This is a genomic window from Microvirga sp. KLBC 81, assembly GCF_003075415.1.
In the GTDB taxonomy this organism is placed as follows: domain Bacteria; phylum Pseudomonadota; class Alphaproteobacteria; order Rhizobiales; family Beijerinckiaceae; genus Microvirga.
The window spans coordinates 66355-85164 of sequence record NZ_QDAH01000011.1 but is presented as its reverse complement, the minus strand read 5'-3'; the positions used below and the strand labels follow the sequence as shown (position 1 = coordinate 85164).

General features: G+C 64.2%; 18 protein-coding genes. 7 read left to right on the top strand and 11 right to left on the bottom strand.

Features of this window, described 5'->3' with window-relative positions:
- Positions 1-148 precede the first annotated feature (148 nt).
- The 3 genes from rlmN to DC522_RS10475 all read left to right on the top strand — a co-directional run bounded on the left by rlmN (position 149) and on the right by DC522_RS10475 (position 2494).
- A complete protein-coding gene (rlmN, locus tag DC522_RS10485; protein ID WP_205769596.1) occupies positions 149-1474 on the top strand; it encodes a 23S rRNA (adenine(2503)-C(2))-methyltransferase RlmN in 1326 nt (441 codons plus the stop codon).
- 97 nt (positions 1475-1571) lie between these two features.
- On the top strand, positions 1572-2000 hold the full coding sequence (locus DC522_RS10480; protein WP_116528646.1) for a hypothetical protein: 429 nt from the start codon (positions 1572-1574) through the stop codon (positions 1998-2000).
- Positions 1997-2494: a hypothetical protein gene (locus DC522_RS10475; protein ID WP_116528645.1), complete on the top strand. Its 498-nt coding sequence runs from the start codon at positions 1997-1999 to the stop codon at positions 2492-2494. The genes DC522_RS10480 and DC522_RS10475 overlap by 4 nt, the downstream gene beginning before the upstream one ends.
- Here DC522_RS10475 and DC522_RS10470 read toward each other — a convergent pair.
- Complete coding sequence (locus tag DC522_RS10470; RefSeq protein ID WP_116528644.1) at positions 2466-3107, bottom strand: LysE family translocator; 642 nt, start codon at positions 3105-3107, stop codon at positions 2466-2468. The genes DC522_RS10475 and DC522_RS10470 overlap by 29 nt on opposite strands.
- A 212-nt stretch (positions 3108-3319) precedes the next feature.
- Here DC522_RS10470 and DC522_RS10465 point away from each other — a divergent pair, with 212 nt between their 5' ends.
- From DC522_RS10465 to DC522_RS10455, 3 genes are read left to right on the top strand one after another with little or no spacing between them, the layout of a single operon-like run.
- Positions 3320-3925: a LemA family protein gene (locus tag DC522_RS10465; RefSeq protein WP_116528643.1), complete on the top strand. Its 606-nt coding sequence runs from the start codon at positions 3320-3322 to the stop codon at positions 3923-3925.
- Between the two features lie 4 nt (positions 3926-3929).
- Positions 3930-4718, top strand: coding sequence for a YgcG family protein (locus DC522_RS10460; protein WP_116528642.1), 789 nt, complete (start codon positions 3930-3932; stop codon positions 4716-4718).
- A complete protein-coding gene (locus DC522_RS10455; RefSeq protein ID WP_116528641.1) occupies positions 4719-5327 on the top strand; it encodes a TPM domain-containing protein in 609 nt (202 codons plus the stop codon). It begins immediately after the preceding gene.
- Positions 5328-5330: 3 nt separating this feature from the next.
- Here DC522_RS10455 and DC522_RS10450 read toward each other — a convergent pair whose 3' ends face one another.
- The 8 genes from DC522_RS10450 to DC522_RS10415 all read right to left on the bottom strand — a co-directional run bounded on the left by DC522_RS10450 (position 5331) and on the right by DC522_RS10415 (position 12710).
- Complete coding sequence (locus tag DC522_RS10450; protein WP_245444081.1) at positions 5331-6068, bottom strand: thioredoxin family protein; 738 nt, start codon at positions 6066-6068, stop codon at positions 5331-5333.
- A gap of 29 nt (positions 6069-6097) precedes the next feature.
- Positions 6098-7057: a lipid A biosynthesis lauroyl acyltransferase gene (locus tag DC522_RS10445; protein ID WP_256369848.1), complete on the bottom strand. Its 960-nt coding sequence runs from the start codon at positions 7055-7057 to the stop codon at positions 6098-6100.
- Between the two features lie 101 nt (positions 7058-7158).
- Positions 7159-8181: a zinc-binding dehydrogenase gene (locus tag DC522_RS10440; RefSeq protein WP_116528638.1), complete on the bottom strand. Its 1023-nt coding sequence runs from the start codon at positions 8179-8181 to the stop codon at positions 7159-7161.
- 338 nt (positions 8182-8519) lie between these two features.
- Positions 8520-9266 carry an SDR family NAD(P)-dependent oxidoreductase gene (locus DC522_RS10435; RefSeq protein WP_116528637.1) on the bottom strand — a complete coding sequence of 249 codons (747 nt, stop codon included), beginning with the start codon at positions 9264-9266 and terminating at the stop codon, positions 8520-8522.
- A gap of 166 nt (positions 9267-9432) precedes the next feature.
- On the bottom strand, positions 9433-10707 hold the full coding sequence (locus DC522_RS10430; RefSeq protein ID WP_116528636.1) for a beta-ketoacyl-ACP synthase: 1275 nt from the start codon (positions 10705-10707) through the stop codon (positions 9433-9435).
- 12 nt (positions 10708-10719) lie between these two features.
- A complete protein-coding gene (locus DC522_RS10425) occupies positions 10720-11838 on the bottom strand; it encodes a beta-ketoacyl-ACP synthase (RefSeq protein ID WP_116528635.1) in 1119 nt (372 codons plus the stop codon).
- Positions 11838-12299 carry a 3-hydroxyacyl-ACP dehydratase FabZ family protein gene (locus tag DC522_RS10420; protein WP_116528634.1) on the bottom strand — a complete coding sequence of 154 codons (462 nt, stop codon included), beginning with the start codon at positions 12297-12299 and terminating at the stop codon, positions 11838-11840. Before DC522_RS10420 ends, DC522_RS10425 begins: the two co-directional genes overlap by 1 nt.
- A 129-nt stretch (positions 12300-12428) precedes the next feature.
- Positions 12429-12710 (bottom strand): acyl carrier protein, encoded by a 282-nt coding sequence (locus DC522_RS10415; protein WP_047190190.1) that lies wholly within the window; start codon positions 12708-12710, stop codon positions 12429-12431.
- A gap of 311 nt (positions 12711-13021) precedes the next feature.
- On the opposite strand from DC522_RS10415, the gene DC522_RS10410 reads away from it, so the two are divergent.
- The gene (locus DC522_RS10410; RefSeq protein WP_116528633.1) at positions 13022-13744 is read left to right on the top strand and encodes a tyrosine-protein phosphatase; all 723 of its coding nucleotides are present in this window, start codon (positions 13022-13024) and stop codon (positions 13742-13744) included.
- Positions 13745-13873: 129 nt separating this feature from the next.
- Here the strand turns inward: DC522_RS10410 and DC522_RS10405 are convergent, their stop codons facing one another.
- Together DC522_RS10405 and DC522_RS10400 are read right to left on the bottom strand one after the other, a co-directional pair.
- A complete protein-coding gene (locus DC522_RS10405) occupies positions 13874-15655 on the bottom strand; it encodes an ABC transporter ATP-binding protein (protein WP_116528632.1) in 1782 nt (593 codons plus the stop codon).
- A gap of 456 nt (positions 15656-16111) precedes the next feature.
- Positions 16112-18508, bottom strand: coding sequence for a transketolase (locus tag DC522_RS10400; protein WP_116528631.1), 2397 nt, complete (start codon positions 18506-18508; stop codon positions 16112-16114).
- Between the last annotated feature and the right edge of the window lie 302 nt (positions 18509-18810).

The following is an 18810-nucleotide window of genomic DNA, read 5'->3' as shown; positions in this document are numbered from 1 at the left end:
ACTCTGAAGTCGACCAACTCTTGCAAATGACGCTGTCAATGAGCATCTTCCGGGTCTCGCCCGGAATTTTGCTTATCGGAGCTCACGGTTTCGGCGCAATCGTGTTATAGAGCACGCCAATTCCCAACAACGAGGCTTGAGATTTCCCATGGCGACGGCGCTCGACATCGCCAAGCGTAACCCCAATGCGGCCCCCGTGGCCGTGAACGATGCCGCACGCGCGGCCGGGTCGACCGCTTTGTCCATTGAAAAGACGGCTGAGATGCACGTGGCGGCGGGAGCCGCCCCCGGCGGAGCCTCGCTTGTCGGTCTTACCCGCGACCAGCTGAAGGATTCGCTTTCGGCCATCGGCGTGCCCGAGCGCGAGCTGAAGATGCGCGTCGCCCAGCTCTGGCACTGGATCTATTTCCGCGGGGCGAAGGACTTCGCCGAGATGACCAATGTGGGCAAGGAGCTGCGCGCCAGATTGGCCGCCGCCTATACGCTTGCCCGCCCGCAGGTGGTTTCCGAGCAGGTGTCCAAGGACGGCACCCGCAAATGGCTGATCCGCATGCCCTCCACCGGCCCGCTCGACAAGGGCGCGGAGATCGAGTGCGTGTATATTCCGGAAGTCGATCGCGGCACGCTCTGCGTGTCGAGCCAGGTCGGCTGCACGCTCACCTGCTCCTTCTGCCACACGGGCACCCAGCGCCTCGTGCGCAACCTGACCTCGGCCGAGATCGTGGCGCAGCTCATCGTGGCGCGCGATGCCATCGGCGACTGGCCCCATGCCACGCCCCCGGAAGGCGCTTTTGTGCCGACCGACGGCGGACGCTTCGTGTCAAACATCGTGTTCATGGGCATGGGCGAGCCGCTCTACAACATCGACAACGTGATCGACGCCATCGGCGTCATGTCGGACAACGAGGGCCTCGGCCTCTCGCGTCGCCGCATCACGGTCTCCACCTCCGGCGTCGTGCCGCAGATGGAACGCCTCGGCGCGGAAGCCAACACCATGCTCGCCATCTCGCTCCACGCGGTGCGCGACGACCTGCGCGACGTGCTGGTGCCGATCAACCGCAAATACGACATTAGCCAACTGCTCGATGCCTGCCGCGCGTACCCTGGCCTGTCGAACGCCCGCCGCATCACGTTTGAGTACGTGATGCTGAAAGGCGTGAACGACTCCGACGCCGATGCGCGCGAGCTCGTGCGCCTCTTGAAGGGCATTCCGGCGAAGATCAACCTGATCCCGTTCAACCCATGGCCCGGCTCGAAATACGAGTGCTCGGACTGGGAGCGGATCGAGCGCTTCTCCGAGATCGTCTACCGCGCCGGCTATGCCTCGCCGGTCCGCACCCCCCGCGGCCGCGACATCCTTGCCGCCTGCGGCCAGCTCAAGAGCGAGACCGAGAAGCTGCGCGCCCGCGCCCGCATGATGGCCGAACAGGGCATCGGAGCCGAAGGCGTCTACGCGCTGGGGGATGGGGAGTAAGGCTCATCGAACAGAGCTGCAGATAGGTGCGGCTCTGTTTGCTTTGCCCGAAATGTGATATTGAAGCTCCAGGCCAGAGATCGGCTCGGAGAAAGCTATGAGACAGCTTAACGGGGTTGTTGGGGCGACGATCGCAGGTCCTTACCTTGCCGCCTTTCTCCTATCATTGCTGATCATGTTTCGTGAGCACGACAATCTTTACAGGCTGTTGGAAACAGATTTCTACGCATATCTCTTTTTCTTAGGGACTATTGGATTGCTTTATACTTGCATTCCAACACTGATCCTGTCCCTGGTCGCAGCTATGATCCTGAGGTTGCTGCGGTGGAACCCTTTCGCGAAAGCTCTTATTGCTGGCTCGTCGATAGGCTTGTGCTTTGGAGCATTTTTGAGTGCCTCCGATTTTTCCAGCAATTGGTACCTGATAGCAATCTTCCTTCTGTCCGGAGCACTCTGCGGCTGGATTTATTGGTTTATCGCCATCGGGCGGACACATGAGCCGGGTCATGCTATAGCCAAGCCATGATCCGCTGGCTTCTCCTCATTCCCTTCGCGCTCCTCATTGCTGTCGGCATGAGCAGTCTGTTCTTCTTCATCGCCTCGATGGTCGATCCGCTCATGGCGACGCTCACGGGGGAGACGCTGTTCGTCGGGTTCTGGAACCTCGTGGATGCGGTGTTCTCATCCGACGATCCCGGTCCCATCGTGGCCGATGCCATGCTCACTGTGGGGCGGATCATGTTCACGCTGCTCGTTCTGCCGCCTTTGGTGATCGCCGTGATCAGCGAAGTTCTGAAAATGCGCAGCCTCATCTGGTATGCGCTCGCCACCGGCGCGCTGACGGCTGCGGTGCCGTGGATCCTGCGCGGCGCGGCGCGCGTTCAGAACCCCGAAGAATTGCACGTGAGCGCGATCCTCGGCCTCACCGGGGCGGTGGCGGGCTTCATCTATTGGGCGATTGCCGGACGGGATGCGGGCGGCCGCTCCCCTTCTACCTCGCAGATGCCGTCAGGATCTTGACCGCGAAGGCTCCGAACAGGCCCGCGAAGGAATAGTCGATTCCCCGCATCACCCTGGGATGATTGCGCAGGAGCGCGATCACCTTCTCGGCGCCCAGGATCATGATGGCGCCCATGGGGGCGGTGAGCGCGATGAAGTAGAGGCCGAGGAACAGGAGCTTGTCGGAGGCGTGAGGATCGGCCGAATCCACGAATTGCGGCAGGAAGGTCACGAAGAACAGAACCACCTTCGGGTTCGTGAGATTGATGCCGACGCCCATGAAAAAGGTCTTCCAGAACGGGATCTCGACCCGGCCCTCCTCCTTCACTGATAAAGCCGAGCCATTGCGCACGGCATCAAAAGCAAGCCACAGGAGATAGAGCGCGCCCACAACCTTGAGGATCGTGAAGGCCGTGACGGAAGCCGCCAGCAGGGCCGAAAGCCCCAAGGCCGCGAGCAGCGTATGGACACAGCACCCCGCCATGGCGCCCAGCATCGACGCCATGCCGGCCTTGCGCCCGCCGGACATGGTTTTCGCCAGGAACAGGCTCATGTCCGGCCCCGGGGTGATGAACAGCACGAAGCAGGCGAACGAATAGGCGAGCAGGGTGCTCAAATCGGGCAGAAAGGTCATGGGGTTAAGCCTCGTCTCTGGCTGCCGGATCATGCCTCAATCCGCTGTTTACGGCTAGAGCATCGGGCCCAAAAGTGGATTTGCACTTTTGGGCCCGATGCTCCCTTCCTCAGTGGGCACTCGTGAAAACCGCTTGTTGAAACACCATGCTTGCCCCAAGTGTTGAACCCGGCCAAGTTTGTGGAACTATTAGTAAAGCGGGAAGGACAGACATGAAGGCTTCGCCCCTGTGGACCAGGTTCCGCATCGCCCTGACCGGATTAGCTCTCGCCTTCGGCCTGTCCGCCTGCGGGATCAACAACGTGCCGACCTTTGAGGAACAAGCCAAGGCTGCCTGGAGCGAGGTGCAGAACCAGTACCAGCGCCGGGCCGACCTGATTCCGAACCTGGTGGAGACCGTGAAGGGCTTCGCCCAGCAGGAGCGCGAGGTTCTGACCCAGGTGACGGAAGCCCGCGCCAAGGCCACCCAGGTTCAGGTCGATGCCTCCACCGTCACCGACCCTGAAAAATTCCGCCAGTTCCAGGAGGCGCAGAACCAGCTTTCTGGTGCCCTCGGCCGCCTGCTCGCCACCGTCGAGCGCTATCCGGAGCTGAAATCCAACGCCAACTTCCTGGCTCTCCAGTCGCAGCTGGAGGGCACGGAAAACCGCATCGCGGTGGCGCGTCGCGACTACATCGCGGCGGTGCAGGCCTATAACACGGAGCTGCGCACCATCCCGGGCCGCTGGATCGCGGCGATCATCTATCCCGACGCCAAGCCCATGGAGACCTTCACGGCCACCGCCGGCTCCGAGCAGCCGCCGCAGGTGAAGTTCTAACTGTATGGTAAGCGCAGGCGGCTTTCCCTCCGCTCTCGGAGGTCGGGTGCGGCTGCATCACACCGCCGCGCTTATCCTTGCGCTCTTTTTCGTTTTTTGGCCACTCGCGGCTCTCGCCCAGACCTTCCCACCCCTCACCGGTCGCGTGGTCGATACGGCCAATCTCCTGAAGCCGGAGGAGCAGGCGGCGCTCGAGGCCAAGCTCAAGGCGCATGAGGACAGGACCTCCGATCAGGTGGTGGTCGCCACCGTGCGCTCCCTCGAAGGCACGAGCGTCGAGGATTACGCCAACCGCCTCTTCCGCGCCTGGCAGCTCGGGCAGAAGAAGAACAACAACGGCGTGCTGCTGCTGGTGGCGCCCAATGAGCGGAAGGTCCGCATCGAGGTCGGCTATGGCCTGGAGGGCGCGCTTACCGATGCGCTCTCGAAGGTGATCATCACGACGGCGATTGCCCCGCAGTTCCAGAAGGGCAATTTCGCAGGCGGGATCGATGCGGGCGTCGATGCCATTCTCTCGATCCTCACCGGCGATGCGGAGCAATGGCAGCGCCGGGCTCAAGTACGCGAGGATCAGACCTCGAGCATGGATACGATCATCACCTTCCTGATCATCGCCTTCATCATCTTTCAAATTTATCGCGCCATGCGCGGCAGCAGCAGACCGGGCGTCTACCGCCGTCGTCGCAGCTCCGGCCCCTGGATCATCCCGACGGGCGGCTGGTCCGGCGGCGGCGGAGGCTTTTCGGGCGGGGGCGGCTCGTCGGGCGGAGGCGGAGCCTCGGGGAGCTGGTAGATGATTTCGGAACACGATCAACGCCGGCTCTCGAAGGCCATTCACGAAGCGGAAAAGGGCACCGCGGGCGAGATCGTGGTGGTGCTGGCGCGCCAGGCCAGCGCCTATCGCGCGATCCCGGCCCTCCTGGGCCTCTTTGTGGCGCTCGTCGTGCCCTGGCCGCTGATCTGGTTCACGAGCCTCGGCCCCTCGCGGATCTTCCTGATCCAGCTCATCGTCGCCTTTGTGCTGAATTTCGTGCTGGCCTGGCCACAGATCCACTTGGCCCTGATCCCGGGCAGCATCAAACGCGCGCGGGCCCATGAAGCGGCTTTGCGGGAATTCGCGAGCCATGGGCTGTCGCGCACGCAAGGGCGGACGGGCGTGCTGATCTATGTGGCGGCGGCCGAGCATTATGCGGAGATCATCGCCGATATCGGCGTTGCCGACCGAGCCGGCCCTGCGGTGTGGCGGGACATCATCGCGGAGCTGATCGAGGCGATCCGCCAGGACAGGCCCGGCGACGGTCTCATCCTGGCCGTGCAGCGTGCTGGCGCGATCCTGGCCCAGCATGCGCCGCCTCAGACGCATGACGCGAACGAGCTGCCGAACAAGGTCGTGATTCTCTAGAGATCAGAGGCCGGCGCTCTTCGCGGCACCCAGGATCACGCTGGGCCTGCCGTCATGCGAGGTCTGCAGCAGCACCACATAGCCGTCCCCACCGCTGCGGGCGGTGTCGACCGGCACCTCGAAGCGGGCGGAGCCGCCGTGCCATTCGCCGATGCGCTTCAGACCACGCACCACATTGGCATAGGTGACCGTCTTGCCCTTGTTCTCGCCGCGCTCGATGGGTACGGCCCGCGAACGCAGCACGGGCAGCACCCACACTTGCGCTTCGCGCTGCATAGTCTCCCCCGTCTCCGAGACGGACACGGTGACCATGCCGTTCTGCTCAGCGATCGTGACATCGACCGGAAGGGTTGAGCGGCCCTTCAGGGTCATCTGGATCGCCTTTTCGATCTGCGCCTGGTCGGAGCCGATGCAGGATTTCTTGCCGTTCACGATCATCTGCGGCGTGAAGATCTGACGGTCGCTGCGGGCGTGGGCGTAATCCTTCTGACGCGTCGTGAAATCGGCGTGGGCCAGCGTGTCCTTCCAGCCGAGATAATCCCAGTAGTTCACGGGAAAGGAGAGCGCCACGATATCGGGCTGCTTCGAATACTCGACCAGCAGCGCATCGGCCGGCGGGCAGTTCGAGCAGCCCTGGCTGGTGAACAATTCCACAACCGCGCGGGGCGGCTCCGCAAAAGCGGGCTGCAGGAGCGCGGCCAAGCCGGTCGCGGCCAGGAAGAGTTTCAGTCGAGACGCCATGATGCCCGTCATCAAACACCAAGGGCTGCTCAATGGGAACTCACGTTACCTTGAGCTTCGCTCCCGGCTTTGGCGGGAACCCGCCAGCGGCGGTGCATCCACAGCCATTGCTCGGGGTATTCGCGCACCCATTGCTCCACCACGGAGGTCATGGCCTGCATGGCGCCTTGCACATTGATCTGCCCGTCGGGATCGCGGGGCAGGTCGAGCGGGGGCGTGAGCTGCAGCCGGAAGCGGTGGTTCGGCAGGCGGATGACGCGCACGCCATGAACCGGGCAGTCGAACCGCCGGGCGAACTTGCCGAGGATCGGGTTCACCAGGGCCGGGCGGCCCATGAAGTTCACGATCACGCCCCGGGTGAAATGCTGGTCGATGAGCATGCCGAGATGCCCGCCCCTCTCCAGCGCTCCCTGCATGGCGAAGGCCGCGCCCTGACGGGCCGCCTCCAGGTTGCCCATGGTTTCGCTGCGGATCTCGTGCAGCACCCGGGCAATGGCCGGATCGTTGGGGGCCCGGAACACCGCCGTGGCGTCGAGCCCGAAGCGGGCGGCGCAGATCGCGGGCAGCTCCCAATTGGCCAAATGGGCCGAGAAGATGATGCCGGGCTTGCCGTCGTCACGAAGCGCGAGGAAATGCTCGATTCCGTCCACTTCCGTGCGGCCGGGAACGGAGCTGTCCGGGTCGAAATCGAACAGGTCGCCGAGATGGGGATATTCCCCGCCCGTGCGGCCGAGATTGTCCCAGGCCGCCCGGGCCAGCGCCTTCACGTCGGCCCCTGATTTTTCCGGATAGGCGGCGCGGATATTGGCCAGCGCCGTCTTGTGCGCCTTCAACAGCGGCCCGATCGTGCGGGCGAGCGCAGCGCCGATGGCCCCCGAACGTTCGGGGCCGATGGCTCGCGAGAAGGCGAACACGCCGCGCACGATACCGACCATCACCGTCTCGGAGAGACGCGAGAGAAGGCTGCGGGGGCGGTGGCTCTGCTGCACGATCGGGAAATCCGGTAGGAAAAGGAAAAAGGCTCCGCGTCTTTTTCGCGAGGAGCCCGTTTCGTCAAGATCTATGGCTGAACGACAGCCCGTTCCAGGCGTCAGAAGGTCACGATGACCTTGCCGAAGACCTTGCGGCCCTCGAGCCGCTCCAGGCCCTTCTGGAACTCGTCGAGGGGGAACACCGAGTCGATCACCGGGGTCATGCCCTTCGCCATCTTGTCGAGGGACTGGATGATGTTCTCGATGCGGCAGCCGAAAGAGCCGAAGATCCGGTATTGCTGCTGGAAGAGCTGCATCAGGTTCATGGTGGTGGACACGCCCGAAGTCGAGCCGCAGGTGACGAGGCGGCCGCCGCGCTTGAGGCAGAGCAGCGAGCCGTTCCAGGTCTCCGCGCCCACATGCTCGAACACCACATCGACGCCCTTGCGCTTCGTGAGCTGACGAACCTCGCCCTCGAAGCGTTCCTTCCGGTAATTGATGACGTAATCGGCCCCCAGAGCCTTCGCCTTCTCGCCCTTCTCGTCATCGCCGACCGTCGTATAGACCGTGCAGCCGATGGCCTTCGCCATCTTGATCGCCGCGGTGCCGATGCCGGAACCACCCGCATGGATCAGGATCGACTCTCCGGGCTCGAGCTTTGCGTTGTCGAAGAGCATGTGCTGCACCGTGCCGAAGCCGATGGGGGCGCACGCCGCCTGCTCGAAGGTGACGCCCTTCGGCACCGGGATCACGAGGCGCTCGGGGCGGTTGATCAGCTCGCGGGCGAAACCGTCGATATGGAAGCCCATGATGCCGGCGACGTTCTCGCAGAGATTGTCGCGGCCTTCGCGGCAGGCCCTGCAGTGGCCGCAGGTCTCGGCACCGTACATGGTGACCGGATCGCCCACCTTGAAGCGGGTCACGCCCTCGCCCAAAGCCGCGATCTCGCCCGAGGCCTCGACGCCCACCGCCTGCGGCATCTTGCGCTTGGCAAAGGCCATGCCCCGGAAGCCCCACACATCGAGGTAGTTCAACGCCAGCGCCTTGACCCGCACCTGCACCTCGCCCGCGGCAGGCGGCGGCGGTGCGTCGATCTCGGTGATGCGAAGGTCACGGTCGCCGAAAAGCTGAAGGGAGCGCATGAAGGACAATCCTATTCGGCGTCACCGCCGGCAGCCTAAGGCGCGGCGGTCACGGAAAAATTCTTTTCCGGCGGCTTAAAGGGCGAGTAGAGGAATGGCAAGGTCCGGGCGTTCTTGATGGTCATCCCGGCCGGGCAAAGCGAGAGCCGGGATCGCTTGATGAATAGTCCCCACGTCATGGCCGGGCATGTCCCGGCCATCCCGCTTCGGAAGAGCGCTACGTTTCCTGCCATAGGGATCACCGGCACAAGGCCGGTGATGACGAGAAGGGTGTCATCCTGGATGGCGAAAGCCGATCCCGGGTTCCGCTCCGCAGCCCCGGAATGACGCTTTGCGACTTAGCGATGCACGCCCAGCATCGACGTGAGGCCGCCATCGATGGGCAGCACCGCGCCGGTGATGTAGGCGGCGGGTTCGCTCAGGAGGAAGGAGGCCAGGCCTGCGATCTCCTCGGGCTTCGCGAAGCGCCCGGCAGGGATCTGCTTTTCCATGGTCTCGCGATAGGCCGCGTAGGGGGCCATCATGTCCGTGTCGATGAAGCCCGGCGCGATCACGTTCACGGTGACGCCGCGCTTGGCGGTCTCGACGGAGAGCGTGCGGCAATAGGAGATGAGCGCACCCTTGGACGCCGCGTAGGCAGCATTGCCCGGATTGCCCTGGAGCGCCGCCACCGAGCCGATCGCGACGATGCGGCCCGCTTTGCTGCGGATCATGCCGCGGATGAGGGATTTCGCGATGCGGGTGAGCGACCAGAAGTTCACCTGCATGGCGGCTTCGGCCCTGTCCTGCTGCATCATGGCGGCGAGCGCGTCATAGGGCTGGCCGGCATTGTGTATGAGCCCGAAGAAGCTCTCGCCTTCCAGTATCTCGCAGAAGGATTCGAGCGCCGCCTTGTCGGCGAGGTCGACCTCATGCGCCTTGATGGTGCGACCGGGATTCGCCTGCATCAGCTCATCGGCCAAAGCCTTTGCGGCATCGCCCGACGAACGATATGTGAAGTCGACATCGTGGCCGGCCGCAACCAGCGAGCGCACGATGGCGGCACCGACACCTTTGCCGCCGCCAGTGACGAGAACGCGGGTCATAAGCGGACCTCCAACAATCCCCCTCCCCCTTGTGGGGAGGGGCTAGGGGCGGGGGTGTGAGCGCCCAGGCCGGGAAGGTCGCACTTGCACCCCCCTCTCCAACTCTCCCCCACAAGGGGGGAGAGGGCACCGAAACGCTCAATGATCACCGGTGAAGACAGATCGATCACTTCGGCTCGGCCCCGAAGACGAGGCAGGTGTTCTGGCCGCCGAAGCCGAAAGAGTTCGAAAGCACGTATTTCACGTTTTGATCGCGCGCGACATTCGGCACCACATCGAGCGGGATCGCGGGATCGGGCACCTGATAATTAATTGTCGGCGGAATGCGGCCCGTCGCAATCGTGAGCAGCGACATCACCGCCTCCACCGCGCCTGCTGCGGTGAGCGTGTGGCCGATCATCGACTTGTTCGACGAGATCGGAAGACTCGCCATGCGCTCGCCGAACACGGCGGTGCAACTCATGGCCTCCATCTTGTCGTTCTCCGGCGTCGAGGTGCCGTGCGCGTTGATGTAGTCGATCTCGTCGGGCGTGACGCCTGCATCGCCGAGCGCCTGCCTGATCGCGGCAATCGCAGGCGAACCGTCCGGTGACGAGCGCGTGCGGTGGAAGTTGTCGCCCTTCTCGCCGCAGCCGAGCACATAGCCGAGAATTTTCGCGCCGCGCGCTTTCGCGCTTTCCGCGTTCTCCAGCACGAGCGCGGCACCGCCCTCGCCCATCACGAAACCATCGCGGTTCTTCGAGAACGGCTTCGACGCGCCTTCCGGATTCTCGTTCTGCGTCGACAGGGCCGACAACAGGGAGAAGCGGATGAGCGATTCCGGGTTCACCGAACCGTCGGTGCCGATGCAGAGCGCGGCATCCGTCTCGCCGCGGCGGATCGCCTCGACGCCGAGCTGGATGGCGGTGGCGCCCGAAGAGCAGGCCGTGGAGAGAGAGATCGGCGAGCCCTTCGTGCCGAATCGATCGGCGACGCGGTCGGCGACCGTGCCGAAGATGAAGAGATCGTGCCACTTCTTGAAGCGGCCAGTGGCCGCAGCCTTGAGAAGATCCTTGTACGTGATCTCAGCACTCTGCTCGGATGCCTCAGCAAGCGCTTGGCGCTGCGGCCATTCCATCTCGACCGGCGGCACGGCGATGAAGAGCGCGCCGGGGAATTCACTCGATGCGAGGCCCGACTGGCCGATGGCCTCGTCCGCCGCCAGCATCGCGAGGCGCTCGGAGAGCATCGGCGCGCAGAAGGGCTCCACATCGATGAAGTCGATGGTGCCCGCAATCGTCGTGCGCAGGCCCTCCGTGGGGAAGCGGTTGATGCGGTGGATGCCGGACTTGCCCGCCGTCAGCGCGGCCCAGGTGGCATCCTTGCCCTGGCCGAGGGAGGTGACCACGCCCATGCCGGTGACGGCAACGAGCGGACGGCCCTGTTTGTCGCGAAGCGCCATGCCGTTCTCCTCTTAAGCCTTGGTGACGCGCAGAGCGCCTTCGCCGCGCCAATGGCCGATGGACGTGACGAGGGCGTCGCTCGCCTTGCCGTTCGCGATGAGGCCCGCTGCCAGCGCCACGCCCGCCGGGGCCTGCGCCTCCATGGTATGGCCGATCACGTCACCGCTTGCATGAACCGGAGCGCCCGGAGCGAGATCCCTCAAGGCCGCCTGCTCTTCTTCCGTGATGCCCTTCACGCCGGTGCTGCCTGAGATCACCACGTCGGGCTTGGCGTTCAGCTGCCTGGAAAGGCCATGAAGCGCCTGCTCGACGCTGCCCGGCTTACGGCGCGAGCGGTCGGAGGCGACGCCCGCGAGAGCCGCCAGCGGCTTTGCGCCGCGTGCCTGAGCGTGTTCGCGGGATTCGAGCACCAGGAAGCAGGCCGCAGAACCGAGTATCATGCCGCCGCCGTCAGCGGGGCGGCTCCAGACCGGCGCATAGGGCTTCTTCCAGAGAAAGCCGCCCATCTCGTAGATCAGCAGCACGTCGGGCCGCTCGGCATTGTAGGCGCCGCCGACGAGAAAGATGTCGTCCTGGCCCGCCGCAATGCGCTCCTTGGCGATGCGGATCGCATCCACGCCGCTCGATTCCTCGCCCATGAAGGTGCGCGATCCGCCCGTGACGCCGTGAACGATGGAGATGTTGCCCGCGAGCAGATTGGAGAGCTGCGCCAGGAAGAGCGTGGGTCGCAGATCGCCCATCAGGCGCTCGTTGAGGAAGACGCCCGGGTTTTCCGCATTGCGCAGACCCGTGAGGATCTGCCCGTCGACCGCATAGTCGCGCTCGCCGCCGCCCGCCGCCACGATGAGCTGCATGCGGTTTTTGAGCTCCGCATCCTCCTTCGCGCCGGCAGAGTCGAGGGCGAGGCCTGCGGCATAGCAGCCGAGCTTCTGCCAGGCTTCCATCTGCCGCTGGTCGGATTTCTTCGGAATCTGGCGGTCCCATTCGAGCGCCGTGACTGGATGGACCGGGTAAGGCGCGAAAGTCTGCGTGTCGGCCTTCGGGGCGCCCGAGAGCGCGGCAAGATGCACATCCAGTCCCTCTCCCGCACAGGAGACGATGCCGATACCGGTGATGACGACGTCACGCATTAGATCGTCTCCTCCAACAGGCCGATGCGCTTGGCCTGCGCGCGCATCTGGCCGTCCATGCCTTCGGGGAAGGGCATGATCCTGAACCGCAGCTCAGCATCGCAGATCGGCTTGCCCTCGGCCAGGATCTTGGCCTTCGTCACCGCGTAGCCCGAGCCTTCGTGCTCCAGTTGCGCCTGGACGGTGAGCACCGTACCCGGGCCGACGAAGGTGCGGAAGCGCGCCTTGTCCACGGCCATGAGGAACGGCATGTGAGTGAAGCCCATGAGGCCCAGCACGAGATAGCCGGAGGCCTGGGCCATGGTCTCGGTGAGAAGAACGCCGGGAACGAGGGGATGGCCGGGGAAATGGCCCTCGAAGACGGGGCTTTCCATGGGAACGGTGGACGTCGCCTCGATCCGCTTGTTCTCGCGGTCGAGCGACACCACCCGGTCGATCATTTCAAAATATTCGAGGCGCATCCCGATCCTGGTTCCTATCGCTCCCGGCGGGTGGAACAGGAAAAGGAATCCATGAGGCGGGGCTCTTGAATGGATCGCCTCTCCGGACAGGCCTTTCAGAGCCTGCCCGCCGGGATAGAGTTTTGGGTTTTAAGCCTGCTTGGCAGCCACGAGCGCGTCGATACGCGCCACGAGGTTCTTGAGAACGAAGTATTCCTCGGCCGGAGCCTTGCCCTCGTTCACCTCCTGGGTCCACTGCTCGAGGGGCAGCTTGATCCCGAAGGCCTTGTCGATCGCAAAGGCGATGTCGAGGAAGGCGAGCGAGTCGATGCCGAGATCCTCGATGGCGTGGCTCTCGGGCGTGATCTGATCGCGCGGGATGTCGGCGGTCTCTGAAATGATGCCGGCGACGGTCTCGAAGGTGGACGACATGACGCCGCTCTCCTGGAATGCTGCTCTCAACGATTCCGCCGCTGCCGGACCGTTCAAGGCCCAGATCCCAGCCGCTCTTCTCGTCAAGGAGGGTTGTATTGGAACGCCCCCCTTACACGACGGGGGGCTCAGCGGCAACAGATTGGTTGCATTTCAGGCATCTTCAGGGCACGGCGCGGGGTGGAACCTGCGGCAAGGGTTAAGAGGACGGCCGATTGATTAATCGGTTGCCATGGTCAATAAGGGCCGGCCCGCGGTCTGAAGGACCCTGGTTTTCTCTTTAAAAGCGATACGTTCAAGACTGGATCAACGTGCTCAACAGGTTCCGCAGACCTGCCGTTCGCCGTGCCCGACGCATGGCCCGCATCACCCGGTGGAACAGACCCATCGAGGGCAGTTTCGGCCGCCTGCGCGCCTGGATCAACATGCTGCTCGTCGACCATGGCGTGTTCCGCCTGATCTATCTGAACAAGCACAGGGTTTCGGAGCAGGTGTGGCGCACGGCCCAGCCCGCGCCGCACCAGATCGAGGCGCTCGCTAGGGAAGGCGTGCGCACCATCATCAACCTGCGCGGCGGGCGCGAGCACGGCTCCTGGCAGCTCCAGAAGGAGACCTGCGACCGGCTTGGCATCAAGCTGATCGAGTTCGTCGTCCGCTCCCGCGGCGCGCCGGACCGCGAAACCCTGCTCAACGCCAAGGATTTCTTCGACGGCGTGGAGTATCCGGCGGTGCTGCACTGCAAGTCCGGCGCCGACCGGGCCGGTTTCATGGCGGCGCTCTACCTCATCCTGCATGAGGGCCGGAGCGTGGACGAGGCCCATAGCCAGCTCCACGTCCGCTACGGCCATTTCCGCTTCTCGAAGACCGGCATCCTCGATGCCTTCTTCGATATGTACCGCCGCGAGGGCGAGGCCGAGGGCATGTCCTTCCTGACCTGGCTCGAAACCACTTACGACGCCGAGGCCCTGGAGCAGGAATTCCGCCCCGGATTCTGGTCGAACCTCCTGGTCGACCGGATCATGCGGCGGGAGTAGATCCGTGCATCGTGTCATCCACGACGGCCCGTGAGGGCCGGGAAGGGGATCCATAGCGCAGCGGGTGTGAGGGGATTCCCCTCCCCTCCGCTGCGCTCCGGCCGGGAATGACACTCCCCTGCATTTCGATCAGGAAACCGCCAAACTCACCTCGATATCGTCCGACAGCTGCAGCCGGTGCAGTCGGGCATAGGTCCCTGCCTTCGCGATCAGGGCCTCGTGTGGCCCCATTTCCACGATGCGCCCGGCTTCCATCACGACGATCTTGTCCGCATCGCGCACGGTCGAGAGGCGATGGGCGATGACAAGGGTCGTACGACCCTTCATAAGCTTGGCGATCGCAGCCTGAACCAGGCGTTCCGATTCCGAATCGAGGGCGCTCGTCGCCTCGTCCAGCAGCAGGATCGGCGCATTCTTGAGGAAGGCGCGTGCCAAGGAGATGCGCTGGCGCTCACCGCCTGAAAGACGCCCGCCGCCGGTGCCGACCATCGTGTCGTAGCCCATGGGCTGCTTCATGATGAAGTCGTGCGCCGCCGCAGCCTTTGCCGCCTCCACGATCTCCGCCTCGGAAGCGCCCGGGCGACCGAAGGCGATGTTGGCGCGGATGGTATCGTCGAAGAGCACCACGTCTTGGCTCACCACCGCGATGGCCTGACGCAGGCTCGCCAGCGTCACGTCACGGATGTCCTGCCCGTCGATGAGGATCGCGCCGCCGTTCACGTCATAAAGACGCGGCACGAGGGACAGCAGCGTCGATTTGCCGGAGCCGGAGCGGCCCACCAGAGCCGTGGTGCGGCCAGCCTCGGCGACCAGATCGATGTGATCGATCGCTGTCGCGTTGCCATTGTAGGAGAAGGACAGATCCGAGAAGTGGACCTCGCCGCCTTTCAGCGCGAGCGGCTTGGCGTCCGGCTTGTCCTGGATCTTCGGCGCCTCGTCCATGACGGCGAAGGTGCGCTGGAGAGCGGCGGCGGCCTCCTGCAGGATGGCGTGGAGATTGCCGAGCGCGCGGATCGGCTGGGCGGCGATCAGCAGCGCGCTGACGAAGCCGGTGAAATCGCCGACCGTGCTGTTCTGGGACAGGATGCGCTGACCGATCAGGACCAGGACCGCCGCCACCGCCACGCCGCCGCCCACTTCGAGCAGCGGATCGAGCCGGCCGCGGGCATTGGCGCCCTTCATGCGAAGACGGCGGATTTCGTCAAAGGTGTTGGCAGCCTTGGCCTTGAGATAGCCCTCAAGCCTGTAAGTCTTGGCGAAACGCGAGCCCGCCAGACTCTCGGTGATAAGGCCCGCCATCTGGCCCGTCTGCTCCTGCGTGGATGCGGCGACGCGGCGCAGCTTGCGACCGATCTTCTCCACCGGATAGACGAAGAAAGGCACCGTCAGGCCTGCCACCAGCGTCATCATCGGGTCGATCCAGATCATCGCACCGACCAGCGCGAGAACAGTCGTGACCTCGCGCAGGAACACGGTGGAAAGGCGGGTGAGCGCCTCCTTGATGAAGGTGAAGTCCGTGGTGAAGCGCTGGGTGAGCGCGGCCGGGCTCTCGCGCCCGATCTGGGCGAGATCCGCCTCGATCATGTGACCGTAGAGCTTGGTCTGCATGTCGGCCTCGATGCGCGTCACCACCTTGTTGGTGAGGACGGTCAGCGCCAGCAGCGAAAAGCCTTTCACGGAGGTCACCGCGATCACGAAGAGCGGACCGAGATAGATCGCCGCCACGTCCTTCGTGTCGAAGGCGTCGAAAGCCGCCTTGATGAGCACCGGGTAAAGGCCGGTTGAGCCCGCGACCAGGGCCACGAACACGAGCACGGCCAGCAGCGTCTTTGCGTGCGGGCGCATCCAGTCGCGCCAAAGGCGCCTGATCAGCGGAAGGGTATCGCCTGTCGAAAGGCTTTTGCGGGCCATAGCGGTGCTTGAATCTCTCAGTGACAGGCCGCGAGTTACCACGCGAAGCCCGTCACCGGCAAATTCCGCTCCGCCGCACCCGTAGCATTGTTGCATAGTTGCAGCGCCACCTTCGGAAAGCTTAGAGCATTGTGCGGAACCGGAGGTCCGCGTCAGCGACCCGAAGGGCCACACCCGTGACCCGAAGGTCCGCGTCAGCGAAAAGTGGACCCAGGTTCCCGCACGATGCGCTGCTCCAGAAAGGAAGCATCGGATCGATCCTAAAAGTGGAATCCACTTTTCCCGTCCGATGCTTTAATCCTGAACTCTGTTCTTAAGCCCTCGTCCTGAGGAGGCCTGAAAGGCTGTCGCGAAGGGCGAAGCGTCTCCAGAGAGCACCGAGCCCTCCTTCGAGACGCCGCTTCGCGACTCCTCAGGATGAGGAGGGGAGTGATAGCCTCTTTCAGGATACTGACATCACACAGCTTTGAGATACCGCATGGGCCGGCCCGGTGCGATCATCTCGGCGGCGGCAATGATGCCCTGCGCATCGATGCCGAAGTGGCGGTAAAGGTCCTTGATCGTACCCGTCTGGCCGAAATGCTCCACGCCGAGCGAGCGGGTGCGGTGGCCCATGACGGAGCCCATCCAGGCGAGCGTGGCCGGATGGCCGTCGATCACCGTGACCAGCCCGCAATGGGGCGGCACATCGGCGAGCAGGCGCTCCACATGGCTCCTGGCGTGCACGAGCCCACGCTCGCGGGCGCGCTGCGCCGCCGTCCAGCCCGCATTGAGGCGATCCGCCGAGGTAATCGCCAGCAGTCCGATGTCGCGGCGATCCTCCGCCATCAGGCCCACCGCCTCGATGGCTTCCGGCGCGACCGCGCCCGTATAGGCGACGACCACCTGCGCATTCGGGCCGGGCTTTCTCAGCCAATAGGCGCCCGCCATGACGTCATCGGCGAGGTCCGGTGTCATCTCGCGCTGCGGCTGTTCGAGGGTGCGGGTCGAGAGGCGCAGATAGACGGAGCCACCGGTCTCGTCGCGCAGCCACGTCTTCTCGTTCGGCTCGCCCTCTCCGTCGCGCTGCATGTAATCGAAAGCCCAGCGCATGACTACGGCAAGCTCGTCGACGAAAGCGGGCTCGAACGACGCGAGGCCGTCCTGCGCCATACCGACCAGTGGCGTCCCGATGGATTGGTGCGCGCCGCCTTCCGGCGCGAGCGTTACGCCCGACGGCGTCGCGACGATCATGAAGCGCGCGTCCTGATAACAGGCGTAATTGAGCGCATCCGCGCCGCGATAGATGAACGGATCGTAGAGCGTGCCGATGGGAAGCAGTCGCTCGCCGAAGAGCGAGTGCGAGAGGCCCAGAGCGGAGAGCACGATGAAGAGATTCATCTCCGCGATGCCGAGCTCCAGATGCTGGCCCTGTGGCGAGAATTCCCAGTTGTAGGTCGAGGGAATCCGCTCCTTCTTGAAGGTATCGACCATGCTGTTGCGGGCAAAGAGCCCGCGCCGGTTCACCCAGGCGCCCAGATTGGTCGAGACCGTCACGTCCGGTGCGGTGGTGACGACGCGATCGGCGAGCGCATGGTCGGAGCGCGCGAGCTCGTTGAGGATGAGACCGAAGCCCTGCTGCGTGGACATGGACGGGTTCGCCGGGAACGAGAGCTTTTCCGGCACCGGCACCGTCGGCGCGGAATAACGCCGCCGTCCCTTCTGCACGAAGGGCACCTTTTTCAGGAAACCTTCGAGTTCGGCTTGCGGGATTTTCACGCCCTCGAACTTGTCCCATTCATGACCCGGGCGCACGCCCTGGGATGCGCGCCAGGCCTCCATCTGCTTGGGAGTCAAAAGGCCGGAATGATTGTCCTTGTGGCCCGCGAGCGGCAGGCCGAAGCCCTTGATGGTATAGGCGATGAAGCAGACCGGCTTGTCGTGGTGGCGCGCCTTCTCGAAGGCGTCCAGCAGGCTCGGCAGATCGTGCCCGCCGAGATTGGACATGAGCCGCGCCAGTTCCTCGTCGGTGCGCTTCTCGATGAGGCGCGTGACGGGGCCCTGATCGCCGAGATCGTCGAGCAGGCGTTTCCTCCACGCAGCCCCGCCCTGGAAGGTGAGCGCGGAATAGAGCTGGTTCGGGCAGCAATCGATCCAGGCCTTCAGCTTGTCGCCGCCGGGCTCCGCAAAAGCCTCCTTCATCAGCGATCCGTATTTCAGGATCACCACCTCCCAGCCGAAATTGCGGAACAGCGCCTCGAAGCGCTCCCACAGGCCTTCGCGGATGACGGCGTCGAGGCTCTGCCGGTTGTAGTCGACGATCCACCACGTGTTGCGCACGCCGTGCTTCCAACCCTCGAGCAGCGCCTCGAAGATGTTGCCCTCGTCCATCTCCGCATCGCCGACGAGCGAGATCATGCGGCCTTCCGGCCTATCCTTCGCCCAGCCATGGGCCTTCACGTAATCCTGCACGAGGCTCGCAAAGAGCGTCTGCGCGACACCGAGGCCCACCGAACCCGTGGAGAAATCGACATCATCCACGTCCTTGGTGCGGGAGGGATAGGATTGCGCGCCCTTGTAGCCGCGGAAGTTTTCGAGTTTCTCGCGGGTCTGGTTGCCGAAGAGATACTGGATCGCGTGGAAGATCGGGCTCGCATGGGGCTTCACCGCCACCCGGTCCTCAGGCCGCAGCACCGAAAAATAAAGCGCCGTCAGGATCGTGGAGAGCGAAGCCGAGGACGCCTGGTGCCCGCCGATTTTCAGCCCGTCCTCGTTGGGACGCAGGTGATTGGCGTTGTGAATCGTCCAGGTCGAAAGCCAGAGCACCTTGCGCTCGAGCTCGGACAGACAGGCAAGATGCCGCGCGTCGGCCATGAAACTCCTCCCGGGTGTGCACCGATTCTATCGCGGAGGCTCGCTGAAGCGAGAGCCAAGCGCGGGCATGTCGGTTTTGGTTGAGATGATTTCTTAGCAGGCAGTGGCCTGTCGTGCACCCCGTGTCATTCCGGGTCGGAGCAGAATAGTACCCTCTTCGTCATGGCCGGGCTTGTCCCGGCCATCCCGCCAAAGAATGGTTCCACACCTCTCTTAATCGAGATCACCGGCACAAGGCCGGTGATGACAAGAAGAGCGCTGAGAAAGTATCCGAAAAGCAAAAAAGCCGCCCGAAGGCGGCC

What these genes read in the sequence shown, in the direction of transcription:
- rlmN (WP_205769596.1), top strand. Translation starts at nt 149, where the DNA reads ATGGCGACGGCGCTCGACATCGCCAAGCGTAACCCCAATGCGGCCCCC.
- DC522_RS10415 (WP_047190190.1), bottom strand. Translation starts at nt 12,710, where the DNA reads ATGTCGTCCACCTTCGAGACCGTCGCCGGCATCATTTCAGAGACCGCC.
- DC522_RS10455 (WP_116528641.1), top strand. Translation starts at nt 4,719, where the DNA reads ATGATTTCGGAACACGATCAACGCCGGCTCTCGAAGGCCATTCACGAA.
- DC522_RS10480 (WP_116528646.1), top strand. Translation starts at nt 1,572, where the DNA reads ATGAGACAGCTTAACGGGGTTGTTGGGGCGACGATCGCAGGTCCTTAC.
- DC522_RS10420 (WP_116528634.1), bottom strand. Translation starts at nt 12,299, where the DNA reads ATGCGCCTCGAATATTTTGAAATGATCGACCGGGTGGTGTCGCTCGAC.
- DC522_RS10440 (WP_116528638.1), bottom strand. Translation starts at nt 8,181, where the DNA reads ATGCGCTCCCTTCAGCTTTTCGGCGACCGTGACCTTCGCATCACCGAG.
- DC522_RS10405 (WP_116528632.1), bottom strand. Translation starts at nt 15,655, where the DNA reads ATGGCCCGCAAAAGCCTTTCGACAGGCGATACCCTTCCGCTGATCAGG.
- DC522_RS10400 (WP_116528631.1), bottom strand. Translation starts at nt 18,508, where the DNA reads ATGGCCGACGCGCGGCATCTTGCCTGTCTGTCCGAGCTCGAGCGCAAG.
- DC522_RS10430 (WP_116528636.1), bottom strand. Translation starts at nt 10,707, where the DNA reads ATGGCGCTTCGCGACAAACAGGGCCGTCCGCTCGTTGCCGTCACCGGC.
- DC522_RS10425 (WP_116528635.1), bottom strand. Translation starts at nt 11,838, where the DNA reads ATGCGTGACGTCGTCATCACCGGTATCGGCATCGTCTCCTGTGCGGGA.
- DC522_RS10465 (WP_116528643.1), top strand. Translation starts at nt 3,320, where the DNA reads ATGAAGGCTTCGCCCCTGTGGACCAGGTTCCGCATCGCCCTGACCGGA.
- DC522_RS10450 (WP_245444081.1), bottom strand. Translation starts at nt 6,068, where the DNA reads ATGGCGTCTCGACTGAAACTCTTCCTGGCCGCGACCGGCTTGGCCGCG.
- DC522_RS10475 (WP_116528645.1), top strand. Translation starts at nt 1,997, where the DNA reads ATGATCCGCTGGCTTCTCCTCATTCCCTTCGCGCTCCTCATTGCTGTC.
- DC522_RS10460 (WP_116528642.1), top strand. Translation starts at nt 3,930, where the DNA reads ATGGTAAGCGCAGGCGGCTTTCCCTCCGCTCTCGGAGGTCGGGTGCGG.
- DC522_RS10470 (WP_116528644.1), bottom strand. Translation starts at nt 3,107, where the DNA reads ATGACCTTTCTGCCCGATTTGAGCACCCTGCTCGCCTATTCGTTCGCC.
- DC522_RS10435 (WP_116528637.1), bottom strand. Translation starts at nt 9,266, where the DNA reads ATGACCCGCGTTCTCGTCACTGGCGGCGGCAAAGGTGTCGGTGCCGCC.